10 protein-coding genes are annotated in these 12,736 nt (G+C 69.7%); 7 read left to right on the top strand and 3 right to left on the bottom strand.

Annotation, left to right across the window (positions count from 1 at the left end; genetic code table 11):
* Window positions 1–14 precede the first annotated feature (14 nt).
* From OG331_RS08920 to rhaI, 3 genes are all read right to left on the bottom strand, one after another.
* Window positions 15–1,454, bottom strand: a complete 1,440-nt coding sequence (locus tag OG331_RS08920) for a rhamnulokinase family protein (protein WP_406209856.1) — start codon at window positions 1,452–1,454, stop codon at window positions 15–17.
* A gap of 8 nt (window positions 1,455–1,462) precedes the next feature.
* Window positions 1,463–3,502, bottom strand: coding sequence for a bifunctional aldolase/short-chain dehydrogenase (locus tag OG331_RS08915; RefSeq protein WP_406193730.1), 2,040 nt, complete (start codon window positions 3,500–3,502; stop codon window positions 1,463–1,465).
* 150 nt (window positions 3,503–3,652) lie between these two features.
* Window positions 3,653–4,813 carry an L-rhamnose isomerase gene (gene rhaI / locus OG331_RS08910; RefSeq protein WP_406193728.1) on the bottom strand — a complete coding sequence of 387 codons (1,161 nt, stop codon included), beginning with the start codon at window positions 4,811–4,813 and terminating at the stop codon, window positions 3,653–3,655.
* 282 nt (window positions 4,814–5,095) lie between these two features.
* On the opposite strand from rhaI, the gene OG331_RS08905 reads away from it, so the two are divergent.
* The 7 genes from OG331_RS08905 (at window position 5,096) to OG331_RS08875 (ending at window position 12,680) form a co-directional block, all read left to right on the top strand.
* Entirely contained in the window at window positions 5,096–6,613 is a 1,518-nt protein-coding gene (locus tag OG331_RS08905) for a sugar ABC transporter ATP-binding protein (RefSeq protein WP_406193726.1), read from the top strand.
* Window positions 6,610–7,650 carry an ABC transporter permease gene (locus tag OG331_RS08900; RefSeq protein WP_406193724.1) on the top strand — a complete coding sequence of 347 codons (1,041 nt, stop codon included), beginning with the start codon at window positions 6,610–6,612 and terminating at the stop codon, window positions 7,648–7,650. Before OG331_RS08905 ends, OG331_RS08900 begins: the two co-directional genes overlap by 4 nt.
* Window positions 7,643–8,635, top strand: a complete 993-nt coding sequence (locus OG331_RS08895; protein WP_406193722.1) for an ABC transporter permease — start codon at window positions 7,643–7,645, stop codon at window positions 8,633–8,635. Before OG331_RS08900 ends, OG331_RS08895 begins: the two co-directional genes overlap by 8 nt.
* A gap of 30 nt (window positions 8,636–8,665) precedes the next feature.
* Window positions 8,666–9,748 carry a rhamnose ABC transporter substrate-binding protein gene (gene rhaS, locus OG331_RS08890; protein WP_328877540.1) on the top strand — a complete coding sequence of 361 codons (1,083 nt, stop codon included), beginning with the start codon at window positions 8,666–8,668 and terminating at the stop codon, window positions 9,746–9,748.
* 17 nt (window positions 9,749–9,765) lie between these two features.
* Window positions 9,766–10,086 (top strand): L-rhamnose mutarotase, encoded by a 321-nt coding sequence (locus tag OG331_RS08885; RefSeq protein ID WP_406193720.1) that lies wholly within the window; start codon window positions 9,766–9,768, stop codon window positions 10,084–10,086.
* A 50-nt stretch (window positions 10,087–10,136) separates the two neighbouring features.
* Entirely contained in the window at window positions 10,137–11,567 is a 1,431-nt protein-coding gene (locus tag OG331_RS08880) for a BNR repeat-containing protein (protein WP_406193718.1), read from the top strand.
* Between the two features lie 87 nt (window positions 11,568–11,654).
* Window positions 11,655–12,680, top strand: a complete 1,026-nt coding sequence (locus tag OG331_RS08875; RefSeq protein ID WP_406193716.1) for a LacI family DNA-binding transcriptional regulator — start codon at window positions 11,655–11,657, stop codon at window positions 12,678–12,680.
* The last annotated feature ends 56 nt before the right edge of the window (window positions 12,681–12,736 follow it).

Genomic DNA, 12,736 nt, shown 5'->3' with positions numbered 1-12,736 from the left:
GTCGGACAAGGCGGTCACCCCCGGACGAGCCGCGCCTGCGCCTCGCTCCAGCGCGCCGCGTCGCCCCGCGGCTCGTACCGGGTCAGCGGCTGCGTACGGGTGAGCAGGCGCCGCCCGTCGGCGAGGTCGCCGACCAGCCCGTGGGACCGTGCCTGGACCAGGACGTTCCCGAGGGCGGCGGCCTCGCCCGGGCCGGCCACCACCGGCAGCCCGCAGGCGTCGGAGGTCAGCTGGCACAGCAGGGCGTTGCGGGTGCCGCCCCCGACGACATGCACGACGTCGACGGGACGGTCGGCCAGCCGCTCGGCGTCCCTGATCGCGCGCCGGTGGGCCAGGGCGAGCGAGTCGAGGATGCAGCGCGTGATCTCGGCGGGCGAGACGGGCACCGGCTGCCCCGAGGCCCGGCACGCCTCGGCGATCCGCTCCGGCATCCGCCCCGGCGCCAGGAACGCCGCGTCCCCCGCGTCCACGACCGACCGCAGCGCCGGCACCTCGGACGCGTCGCGCAGCAGCCCGCCCAGGTCGGGGTCCCCCCAGGCCCGTACGCACTCCTGGAGCAACCACAGCCCCATGATGTTCCGCAGATACCGGACCGTGCCGTCCAGCCCCAGCTCATTGGTGAAGTTGGCGGCCCGGCTCTCCTCGGTCAGCACGGGGGCGTCCAGCTCCAGCCCCGCCAGCGACCAGGTGCCGGTGCAGATGTACGCGAACCGCTCGCCGCCGTCGGCCGCAACGGCGGCCACGGCGGACGCGGTGTCGTGCGACCCCACCGCCGTCACCGGCACCGGGCCGCTCAGCCCGGTCTCCTGAAGCACCTCGTCGCGCAGCACCCCCGCGGGCTCGCCGGGTTGCCGCAGCGGCGCGAACAGGCCCAGGTCGATGCCCAGCCGGGAGGCGATGTCGTAGGCCCAGTCGCGCGTGCGGGGATCGATCAGCTGGGTGGTGGAGGCGTTGGTGAGCTCGGTGCCCTGCTCGCCGGTGAGCCAGTACGTCAGCAGGTCCGGCATCAGCAACAGCCGCTCGGCGTAGTGCAGTTGAGCCGAGGCTCGGGCGGCCGTCAGCTGATACAGGGTGTTGAAGGGCGCGTGCTGCAACCCGGTGGCCGCGTACAGCTCCTCCGCCGGGACGGTCGCCCACACCTTCTCCGCGACCCCGTCCGTCCGGGAGTCCCGGTAGTGCACCGGATTGCCGAGCAGGGCCCCGTCCGCGTCCAGCAGGCCGTAGTCGACGGCCCAGCTGTCGATGCCGACCGAGTCGACCTGACCGGCCGTCCGCAGCCCCGCGAGCACGCCCGCGTACAGGGCGAGAACATCCCAGCGCAGTCCCTCGGGCACCCGCACGGGCCGGTTCGGGAAGCGGTGTGCCTCGGTCAGCTCCAGACGGTCGGGGCCGACGCGGCCGACCATGACACGCCCGCTGGACGCGCCGAGGTCGACCGCGGCGTACGACTTCACGGGCGCACTCACCGCAGGAAGGCGGCCGCGACGCCGGCGTCGACCGGGATGTGCAGTCCCGTGGTGTGGGTCAGGTCCCCGCCGGTGAGCGCGAGGACGGCGTTCGCGACGTGCTCCGGCAGAACCTCCCGCTTGAGGATGGTCCGCTGGGCGTAGAACTCGCCCAGCTTGTCCTCCTCGACCCCGTACACGGCGGCCCGCCGGGCACCCCAGCCCCCGGCGAAGATCCCGGACCCACGGACCACGCCGTCCGGGTTGACGCCGTTGACGCGGATGCCGTGCTCGCCCAACTCGGCGGCCAGCAGCCGCACTTGGTGAGCCTGGTCGGCCTTGGTGGCCGAGTAGGCGATGTTGTTGGGCCCGGCGAAGACCGCGTTCTTGGAGGCGATGTAGACGACGTCACCGCCCAGCCGCTGGGCGATCATCACGCGCGCCGCCTCCCTCGACACGAGGAAGGAGCCACGCGCCATGATGTCGTGCTGGAGGTCCCAGTCCTTGGCCGAGGTCTCGAGGAGGGGCTTGGAGATGGAGATCCCGGCGTTGTTGACGACGAGATCGACGCCTCCGAAGGCCAGCACGGCGGCCTTGAACGCGTCGGCGATCTGCTCCTCGGACGTGACGTCCACCGCCACCGCCACGGCCTTGTCGGGCCCGCCCAGCTCCTCGGCGACGGCCTGGGCGTTGCCGGCGTTGAGGTCGGCGACGACCACACACGCGCCCTCGGCGACGAGCCGGTGCGCGATGGCCTTCCCGATCCCACTCCCGGCGCCGGTCACGAACGCGACCCGCGTCGCGAGCGCCTTGGGCTTCGGCATCCGCTGAAGCTTGGCCTCCTCCAGCGCCCAGTACTCGATACGGAACTTCTCGGACTCCTCGATGGGCGCGTACGTCGAGACCGCCTCGGCCCCGCGCATCACGTTGATGGCGTTGACGTAGAACTCACCGGCGACGCGGGCGGTCTGCTTGTCCTTGCCGAAGCTGAACATGCCGACGCCCGGGACCAGCACGATCGCCGGGTCGGCGCCGCGCATGGCGGGGGAGTCGGGCAGGGCGTGCCGCCGGTAGTAGGCGGCGTACTCCTCGCGGTACGCGGTGTGCAGCTCCCCCAGCCGGGCGATCGCCTCGTCGAGGGGAGCGGTGGGCGGCAGGTCGAGGACGAGCGGCCGCACCTTGGTGCGCAGGAAGTGATCGGGGCAGGACGTACCGAGCGCGGCGAGTCGCGGGTGCTCGGCGCTCGCGAGGAAGTCGAGAACGACCTCGGAGTCGGTGAAGTGACCGACCTGCGGGCGGTCCTGCGAGGCGATGCCGCGGATGACCGGCGCCAGCGCCGCGGCCCGCTCCCGCCGCTCACCGGCGCCGAGCGCCGCGTACCCCTCGATCACCGGCCCGAAGGGCTCCGGCTTCCCGCGCTCGGCGAGAAACGCCTCGGCGGTCCGGATGATGTGCAGCGAATTGCGCTCGCACTCCTCGGAGGTGTCACCCCAGGCGGTGATGCCGTGCCCACCGAGCACGCACCCGATGGCCTGCGGACTGGCCTCCTTGACCGCGGCGATGTCCAGCCCCAGCTGGAACCCGGGCCGCCGCCACGGCACCCACACCACGCTGTCCCCGAAGCACTCGGCGGTGAGCTTCTCCCCGTCGGCGGCACAGGCGAGAGCGATGCCGGAGTCGGGGTGCAGATGATCGACATGAGCGGCCGCCACGAGCCCGTGCATGGCGGTGTCGATCGACGGAGCCGCCCCGCCCTTGCCGTGCAGGCAGTAGTCGAAGGCGGCGACCATCTCGTCCTCCCGATCGACGCCCGGGTAGACGTCGACAAGGGCCCGCATACGGTCCAGCCGCAGCACCGCCAGCCCGGCCTCGGTGAGCGTGCCGAGGTCACCACCGGACCCCTTGACCCACATCAGCTCGGCATCACCGCCGGTGACGGGGTCGATGCCGGTGCCCTTGGCGGACGCGTTTCCGCCGGCGTAGTTGGTGTTGCGGGGGTCGGAGCCGAGGCGGTGGGACCGGGCGAGGAGGGCGGCGGCTTCGGGATGGGGAGCCATGATCATTCAGTCCTGTCTGAGAGAGGGGGCGGACACGCCCTCAGGGGCGCGGGGCTGTATTGAATTTGCGGCTACCGCCGCGCGGGCGCGACCAGCCACATACAGCCTTGGGTCTGCGACCGGTCGGACCAGGCAGATGAGACCCAGTGATCAAGCCCCCCAACCGGCTTGCTGCCCACCAACCCGCTCAGCCACGACCTTCTCGGCCCACCCGGAACGGCGGTACGCACCCATGGGATCCGCATCGAGCCCCATCTCTTCCCGAACCTCGGCCAGCAACGGCCGCACATCCGTGTTGTACGCATCCATGAGCACCGCGTTCGCGCCCAGCACATCACCGGAAGCCTGCGCCGCAGCCAACGCCTCCCGGTCAACCAGCAGCGCCTTCGCCGTGGCCTCCTGCACGTTCATCACGGACCGGATGATCGCCGGGATCTTCGCCTCGATGTTGTGGCACTGGTCGAGCATGAACGCCACGTCGGACGTGAACCCGCCCCCACGCACCACCTCGTACATGATCCGGAACAGCTGGAACGGATCCGCGGCCCCCACCATCAGGTCGTCGTCGGCGTAGAAGCGCGAGTTGAAGTCGAATCCGCCGAGCTTCCCCTCCCGCAGCAGCGTCGCGACGATGAACTCGATGTTGGTGCCCGGCGCGTGGTGCCCGGTGTCGACGACGACCTGCGCCTTCGGCCCGAGCTTCAGACAGTGCGCGTACGCCGTGCCCCAGTCCGGCACGTCCGTCGTGTAGAAGGCCGGCTCGAAGAACTTGTACTCCAGCAGCATCCGCTGCCCGTCCCCGAGCCGCTCGTACACCTCCGCCAGACCCTCGGCCAGACGGTCCTGCCGCGAGCGGATGTCATCCTGCCCGGGATAGTTCGTGCCGTCCGCGAACCACAGCTTCAGATCGGCGGAGCCCGTCGCGTCCATGATGTCGACGCACCCCAGCAGATGATCGACGGCCTTCCGCCGCACCGCCGCATCCGGATGACAGATGCTGCCCAGCTTGTAGTCGTCGTCCTGGAACGTGTTGGAGTTGATCGCGCCCAGCTGCACGCCGCGCTCCTCGGCGTGCTTGGCCAGCGCCGCATAGTCGTCGACCTTGTCCCACGGGATGTGCAGGGCGACGGTCGGCGCGACACCGGTGAACGCGTGCACCTGAGCGGCGTCGTCCAGCTTCTCCTGCGGTGTCCGCGGAACGCCTTGCTGGGCGAACACCTTGAACCGCGTCCCCGAGTTCCCGTACGCCCACGACGGCGTTTCGACTGCCTGGGTCTTGAGTGCGGCCTTCACCGCGGCGAGCTCGGTCACTGAGGGCTCCTGTGACGTCGGGACGGAAGTCGGACGGTGGACATCTGAAAAGCTTCGCCGTGAAACGATTCAAGACGGGAACGTATGAGGCCCCCGGAGGGGTGTCAAGCCCCGCGGCCACGGCTTCCTGTTGTGACTCGGCCGTGACCTTCGTTCATCGAAAGTTTTTCGACACGGACCCATTGACGTGACATGGGCTCCGTGCCTAACGTCCCGGCAACCAAGTTGAAACCTTTCACGACGTCGAGAGGGCCGTCCCGCCGGCGTCGTCGAGGAGCCCCCATGACCCACCCGTCCACCACGGGTCCGGCCCCGGTTCTTGCGCTCAGGGACATCTCCAAGTCCTTCGGCGCGGTCCGCGCCCTGCGGGACGTCTCCCTGGAGCTGTTTCCCGGGGAGGCGCACGCCCTCGCCGGGGAGAACGGCGCGGGCAAGTCGACCCTGATCAAGACGCTCGCCGGAGTGCACCGGCCGGACGCCGGCCAGGTGCTGCTCGACGGCGCGCCCGTCGTCTTCCACGGCCCCGGCGACGCCCGCGACGCCGGTATCGCCGTGATCTACCAGGAGCCGACCCTCTTCCCCGACCTGTCGATCGCCGAGAACATCTTCATGGGCCGTCAGCCACGGCGCGCCCTCGGCCGGATCGACCACAAGGCCACGCACACCGCGACCCTCGCCCTGATGCAGCGGCTCGGCGTCGAACTCGACCCCGACCGCCCCGCGCGCGGCCTGTCCATCGCCGACCAGCAGATCGTCGAGATCGCCAAGGCGCTGTCCTTCGACGCCCGCGTCCTGATCATGGACGAGCCGACCGCCGCCCTCACCGGCAGCGAGGTCTCCCGGCTCTTCGGCGTCGTACGCACCCTGCGCGAACAGGGCGCCGCCGTCCTCTTCATCTCCCACCGCCTGGAGGAGATCTTCCAGATCTGCCGGCGGGTCACCACCCTGCGCGACGGCGCCTGGATCGCCAGCGAGCCGCTGGACGGCATGACCGAGGACGACCTCGTACGCCGGATGGTCGGCCGCGACCTCGACGACCTGTACCCGAAGCAGGACGTGAAGCCGGGCGAAGTGGCCTTGAGCGTACGCCGGTTGACCCGCGAGGGCGTCTTCACCGACGTCTCCTTCGACGTACGGCGCGGTGAGATCGTCGGTCTCGCGGGGCTCGTCGGCGCGGGCCGTACGGAAGTCGCGCGGGCCGTGTTCGGCATCGACCGCTGGGACGCCGGCGAGGTCTCCGTCGGCGGCAAGGCCCTCACCAACGGAGCCCCCTCCACCGCCATGGCCTCCGGCCTCGCCCTGGTCCCCGAGGACCGGCGTGCTCAAGGCCTGGTGATGGACATGTCCATCGAGCGCAACATCGGCCTCACCGGGCTTCGTACGACCGTCAGGGCCGGGCTGATGGACCGCGGCGCCGAACGCAGCCGCTCCCTCGACTGGGCCGTCAAGCTCCAGGTCAAGTACGCGCGGATCGCCGACACCGTCAACACCCTGTCCGGCGGCAACCAGCAGAAGGTCGTCCTCGCCAAATGGCTCGCCACCGGCCCCAAGGTGCTGATCGTCGACGAGCCCACCCGGGGCATCGACGTCGGCACGAAGGCCGAAGTGCACCGGCTGCTCAGCGAGTTGGCCGCCGACGGCGTGGCCGTCCTGATGATCTCCTCCGACCTGCCCGAGATCCTCGGCATGGCCGACCGCGTGCTCGTGATGCACGAGGGACGCCTCACCGCCGAGATCCCGCGCTCCGAAGCCACCGAGGAAACCGTGATGGCCGCAGCAACGGGGAGGGCCGCCGCATGACGGTGATCACTCCCAAGGAGGCCCCTGTCACCGACGTGCCGAAGTCCAGCGGCACCCGCCTGGTCGACCGCGTCTTCAAGATGCGCGAACTCGCCATCCTGGTCGTCTTCGTGGTGATGATCGTCGTCACCCAGCTGGGCAACAGCGAGTTCCTCACCGAACAGGGCATCAAGGACCTGCTGCTGAACGCGACGATCCTCGTCCTGGTCGCCACGGGCCAATCCCTGGTCGTCATCACGAGGAACGTCGATCTGTCGGTCGGCTCCACGCTCGGCATCAGCGCCTTCGCCGCCGGAACGTACCTCCAGGGCGGCGGAAACCCGGTCGTCGCCGTGGTCCTGGCGGTCCTGATGGGCATCGGCTTCGGCTTGCTGAACGGACTGCTCGTCAGCCTCGGCCAGGTGCCCGCGCTCGTCGTCACCCTCGGCACCCTCTACATCATCCGCGGCATCGACTCCATCTGGGTCGGCTCCCGCCAGATCACCGCGGCCGACCTCCCGGACGGCTTCGTCGACTTCGGCTCCGGCGGCATCTGGGCGGTGCCGTGGCTGGCGCTGATCGCCCTCGCCGTGCTCGTGGCGACCGCGTACTGCCTCAAGCACTTCGGCAGCGGCCGCGAGCTGTACGCCCTCGGCTCCAACCCGGAGGCCGCCCGCCTCGCCGGCATCCCGGTCCGCAAGCGGATCCTCGCCGCGTACACCTTCTGCGGTGCCCTCGCCGGTCTCGCGGGCGCCCTGTACCTGGCCCGGTTCGGCAACGTCGACTCCGGCACCGGCAACGGCTACGAACTCACCGTCGTCAGCGCGGTCGTGGTCGGCGGCGTCGTCTTCACCGGCGGCTCCGGCAGCGTCTACGGCGCCGCCCTCGGCGCGCTGCTGCTGACCTCCATCAACAGCGTGCTGCCCGCCCTCGGCGTCAGCTCCGTCTGGGTGCTCGCCATCAACGGCATCCTGCTCATCCTCGCCATCGCGGTCGACCGGATCGTCGCGCTGCGCGTGGCCAACGCCCTGAAGAAGAGGAACGCACGCCATGGCTGACTCGTCGCTCGCGCGCGCCGTTCGCTGGGACACGGTCGTCGGCGCCCTTCTGATCGTCGTGCTCCTGCTGTCCTTCACCACGGTCGACGGCTTCGGCAACGCTCTCAACCTGTCGTTCCTGATCGGAAACACCCTTCCGATCGCATTGATCGCTCTGCCGATGACGCTCCTGGTCGTCTCGGGCGAGATCGATCTTTCGGTCGCGTCGACCGCGGGGCTCTCGGGCGCCGTGATGGGTGCGCTGTGGAACCAGGGCATGACGATCGAGACGATCATTCCGATCTGTCTGTTGCTCGGTGTGGTGTGCGGTCTGATCAACGGGCTCCTGGTGACCAGGCTGGGCCTGCCGTCCCTCGCCGTCACGATCGGCACGCTCGCCGCCTACCGGGGCATCGCGCAGATCGTGCTCGGGTCGGACGCGGTGACCGACTTCCCGTCCCAGTACCTGGACTTCGCGGCGGGACGGATCGGCGACACGTTCATTCCGTACGCCTTCCTGCCCTTCCTCGTCCTGCTCGCCGTCGCCGTGGTCGCCCTGCACGCCACGCCGTTCGGGCGGTCGGTCTTCGCCACCGGCGCGAGCGAGGAGGCGGCGCGCTTCGCCGGTATCCGGGTCAAGCGGCAGAAGTTGATCCTGTTCACGGTGACCGGCCTGATGGCCTCCCTCACCGGTATCTTCTGGGCGCTGCACTACGCGAGCGCCCGCTACGACAACGCCACCGGACTCGAACTCTCCGTCGTGGCAGCCGTGTTGCTCGGCGGCATCGACTTCGACGGCGGCAAGGGCACGCTGGGCGGCGCCGTCGCCGGGGTGTTCCTGCTGGGGGCGCTGCAGAACGTCATGAGCCTCCAGGACGTCTCCGCCCAGTCGCAGATCGTCGTCACCGGCGTCCTGCTCGTGCTTTCCGTGCTCGGCCCGCGGGTCGCACGGCAGATCTCCGTGGCAAGGGCGGGCCGTAGAGCCGCCTCGACCCCGACCTCGTAACTCAGCCCTTCTTCGCAAAGGACTCCCACCATGCGCAAGTCATCCCTCCGCCGCGCCTCCGCTGCTCTCGCCGCCGCCACGTCCCTCGCTCTCGCCCTCACCGCGTGCGGCGGCACCACCAAGGAGGACGTCAAGAACGAGGGCGCCTCCGCCGCCACCGCCGGCAAGGCCGACCCGAACGCCGAGTTGAAGAAGGGCCTGACCGTCGGCTTCCTGCCCAAGCAGGTCAACAACCCCTACTTCACCTCCGCCGACAAGGGCGGCGAGGCGGCGCTGAAGGAGCTGGGCTCCAGCTACAAGGAGGTCGGGCCGTCCAGCGCCACCGACACCGCCGGACAGGTGAGTTACGTCAACACGCTCACCCAGCAGCAGGTCGACGCGATGGCCGTCTCCGCGCAGGACCCCGGCGCCCTGTGCACCGCGCTGAAGCAGGCCATGAAGAACGACATCAAGGTCGTCACCTACGACTCCGACACCACCGCCGACTGCCGCAACGCCTTCGTCTCGCAGGCGTCCGCCGAGGACCTCGGCCGCACCGAGGTGCAGCTGCTCGCCGAACAGATCGACTACAAGGGCGAGATCGCGATCCTGTCGGCCGCGCAGACCGCGACGAACCAGAACACCTGGATCGACTTCATGAAGGACGAGCTCAAGGACCCCAAGTACAAGGACATCAAGCTCGTCAAGATCGCCTACGGCAACGACGACGCCCAGCAGTCCTTCCAGCAGACCCAGGGCCTGCTCCAGGAGTACCCGAACCTGAAGGGGATCATCTCCCCGACGACGGTCGGCATCAAGGCGGCCGCCCAGTACCTCTCCGGCTCGAAGTACAAGGGCAAGGTCAAGCTGACCGGCCTCGGCACGCCGAACGACATGCGCAAGTACGTCAAGAACGGCACCGTCGAGGCGTTCGAGCTGTGGGACCCGTCGAAGCTCGGCGAGCTGGCCGCCCGTACCGCCGTTGCCCTGGTCTCCGGCCAGATCACCGGCAAGGAGGGCGAGACCTTCAAGGCCGGCGACATGGGCGAGTACACCATCGGCAAGGACGGCGTGATCAGCCTCGGCAAGCCGACCGTCTTCGACGCCAAGAACATCGACAAGTTCAACTTCTGACATCCGGAGGGTTGTTGATGCAGCGCGTGTGCTTCCTGCTGAAGGTCAGGGCGGACCGCCTCGACGAGTACCGCGAGCGGCACGCCGCCGTGTGGCCCGAGATGCTCGAAGCGCTCTCGGCCACCGGCTGGCACAACTACTCGCTCTTCCTGCGCGACGACGGCCTGCTCGTCGGCTACCTGGAGACCGAGGACTTCGCCGCCGCCGTGGCCGGTATGGAAGCCACCGATGTCAACGCCCGCTGGCAGGCGGATATGGCGCCGTTCTTCGAGTCATTGGACGGAGACCGGCCCGACGAGGCCATGCAGCCGCTCACCGAGGTGTTCCACCTCGCCTGACACACCCCACTCACACCTCCCCACCCCTCGCCGACAACGGAGTCCCCGAGATGAAGAGACGCACCCTGCTGGGCGCCGCCCTCGCCGGAGCCGTGATGACCCCCGCCCTCGCGTCCGGCACCGCCCGTGCCGCCGACCCCGGTCCGTCCCTCACCCTGACCGGCACGACCACGCTCGACACGCAGGCCATCTTCTTCGTGTCGTACGACGGCCTGGTCAACAACAACGCCTTCCAGAAGAACGGCCTGCTGACCTACAAGGGCTACCAGTACGCCGTCTGGTACACCGCCGACCGAGGCGCCGTCGTCGGCCGCCGCGCGCTCGGCGCCACCACCTGGTCCACGGTCAAGGTGGGCCACACCCTGCGCTACGACGACTCCCACAACGTCATCTCGATGGGGATCTCGAAGGTCGACGGCCGCCTCCATCTCAACATGGACTCGCACAGCGACGGCTTCACCTACGTCAAGTCGGTCGCCGGGCTGATGGACAACCCGGCAGGCCTGAGCTGGACCGCGAGCCGCTTCGGCGCACCCCGGTCGACCATGGACGGCCTCGCACTCACCTCGCAGTTCACCTACCCGCAGTTCATCTCCACCCCCGACGGCGGACTCCAGCTCAGCTACCGGGTCGCCGTCTCCGGCAACGGCCGCAACGCCCTCGCCGAGTACGACGGTTCGACCTGGACCGACCTCGGCGAGTGGTCCAGCTCCACCGGCACGTACACCAGCGAGCACGGCTCCTCGACCGCTCGCAACATGTACCTGCACGGCATCGACTACGACCGGGGCGGGCGCCTGCACTCCTTCTTCACCTGGCGCGAGCAGAACGGCGCCGTGATGTGCAACGGCGGCGGCATCACCAACCACGACACCGGCTACGTCTACTCCGACGACCGCGGCCGGACCTGGCGCAACAACGCCGGCACCGTCGTCGGCACGACCGGCGGCTCCGACAAGGTCGCCGTCACCGACAGCGGACTGGTGATCGACGCGATCAACCCGGACCACTCCCTGATGAACCAGGAGAGCCAGTTCACCGACTCCGCGGGCCTGCCGCACGCGATCATCAGCTACGTCCCCGGCCGCTTCGGCCAGTGCACCACCGACTACGTCGCCGACCGCACCGCGAACGGCCGCGCCTTCCACGTGCGCAAGAACGCCTCGGGCACCTGGCAGAAGACCGAGATCCCGGTCCCGCTGAACTCCAGCCAGCGCACCAAGCTGATCCTGGACAAGTACGACAACGCGTACGCGATCTTCCCGTTCTGCCGGATGGCCGGAGCCTCCCAGGCCTCCGGATACACGGACTGGACGGTGCTGTACGACGGTGTCACCGCCGGGCTGAACGCCTTCGGCGAGGTCGTGATCGACGAGACGCGCGTCGGTCAGGACCACTACCTGTCGATCATGTACCAGGAGAAGTCCAGCGGCACGACACCCTCGGCGCTGCGCAACCTCAACTTCCGCCTGCCTGCCTGATCGCAGCCGATGTGGGCGGCATGACGGTAATGTGAAGGCCTTCCCGCCGCCCCGCGTCTTACGAGTCTTTCTGGAGGTCCCTGCCCGATGGCCCAGTCGGTGGGTATCAAGGACGTCGCACGCGCCGCCGGAGTCTCCGTCGGCACGGTGTCCAACGTCATCAACCGTCCGGACGCGGTCGCCACGGAGACCCGGGCGCGGGTGCAGTCCGCGATAGACCGGCTGGGCTATGTCCGCAGCGAGTCCGCGCGCCAGCTGCGCGCGGGGCGCAGCCGGATCATGGGGCTGCTCGTCCTGGACATGGGCAACCCCTTCTTCGTCGACGTGGCGCGCGGCGCCGAGCGGACCGCGCGCGACGCCGGGCTCGGCGTGATGGTCTGCAACAGCGCGCAGAGCGCCGGTGAGGAGGCCGACTACCTGTCCCTCTTCGCCGAACAGCGCGTAAGGGGCGTACTGCTGACCCCGGCCGACGCCACCGGACGCAACATCGAAACGTTTCGCCGCCACAACATCCCCTTCGTCCTGGTCGACCGGGTCGCCGAGGGCACCACCGAGTGCTCGGTCTCCGTCGACGACGTCGCGGGCGGCGCGCTGGCCGTACGTCACCTCGTCGACGCCGGGCACCGCTCCATCGCGTACGTCAGCGGCCCGCCCGCTCTCAACCAGGTCCGCGACCGCCGTACCGGCGCCCTGAACGCGCTGGAGGAGGCCGGCCTCGGACCCGGGAACCTGCGCGAGCTGCCGACCGAGCGCCTCGACGTCGCCGCCGGCCGGGACGCGGGAGCCCGGCTGCTCGGCCTCGCCGACCGCCCCACCGCCGTCTTCTGCGCCAACGACCTGCTCGCCCTGGGCGTCCTGCAGGCCATGTACGCCGCGGGTGTCGGCGTCCCCGACGACCTGGCGATCGTCGGCTACGACGACATCGAGTTCGCCGCCGCCGCGGCCGTCCCCCTCACCTCCGTACGGCAGCCCGCGGTCACCATGGGCACCCTCGCGGCGGAGATGCTGCTGGAGGAGACGGAGGAGGAGACCGGGACGAAGCGGCACGAGCACCGGCGGGTCGTACTCCAGCCCGAGCTGGTGGTGCGGCGCTCCAGCCTGTCGGCCCGCTGATCCTCAGGCGGTCCGCACCTGGGGTCACTGATCGGTCGTTCAGTACGATTTCATGA

Origin of the sequence: Streptomyces sp. NBC_01017 (assembly GCF_045162795.1) — a bacterium.
In the GTDB taxonomy this organism is placed as follows: domain Bacteria; phylum Actinomycetota; class Actinomycetes; order Streptomycetales; family Streptomycetaceae; genus Streptomyces; species Streptomyces machairae.
The sequence above is the reverse complement of the archived record's forward strand: the minus strand, read 5'-3'. Positions and strand labels throughout refer to the sequence as shown.